At 39.0% G+C, this 482-nt stretch carries 1 protein-coding gene; it reads left to right on the top strand.

Annotated elements, in window-relative coordinates; genetic code table 11:
* Positions 1-243: 243 nt before the first annotated feature.
* Positions 244-482: hypothetical protein (locus FDX22_RS30515; RefSeq protein WP_222592526.1), on the top strand; the 239-nt coding region annotated here is incomplete at its 3' end.

Here is a 482-nt window from a genome sequence, read left to right as displayed (position 1 = left end):
TGCCGTGCTATTTCTGTCTGAAATTTAATAAAAACATAACAACATATAGTTCGCTCAATATGGAGTGCAATTTCAGGCTTCTTTAGTGGCATATTCAACTCTGTTCGTAGTGTCGTTAGTGGAGTATTTAGTGCCATAGGTAACTTTGCTTCAAACGCTTGGTCAAGAATTTCAGGTGTATTTAGCGGAGTCGGTAGTTTCTTTAGCGGAGTATTCAATGGTGCTAAAAATGCAGTTAATGGAGTGTTCAGCGCTTTTGGTGGTTTCGCTTCTAATGCTTACAACGCAATAACAGGAGTATTTAATGGGCTTGGTAGTTTCTTTAGTGGACTATTTGGAGGAATCAAGCATACGATAGACAGCGTTCTAGGTGGCGTCACAGGTACGATTGAAAAAGTATCAGGATCAATTAATGGTATTGCAGGTAAACTTGGCGGAATGTTCAAAGGTTCTATGGTAGTAGGCTTAACAGATGTTAATTT

Origin of the sequence: Citrobacter sp. TBCS-14, from assembly GCF_005280805.1 — a bacterium.
GTDB classification, from domain to species: Bacteria; Pseudomonadota; Gammaproteobacteria; order Enterobacterales; family Enterobacteriaceae; genus Citrobacter; species Citrobacter gillenii.
The sequence above is the reverse complement of the archived record's forward strand: the minus strand, read 5'-3'. Positions and strand labels throughout refer to the sequence as shown.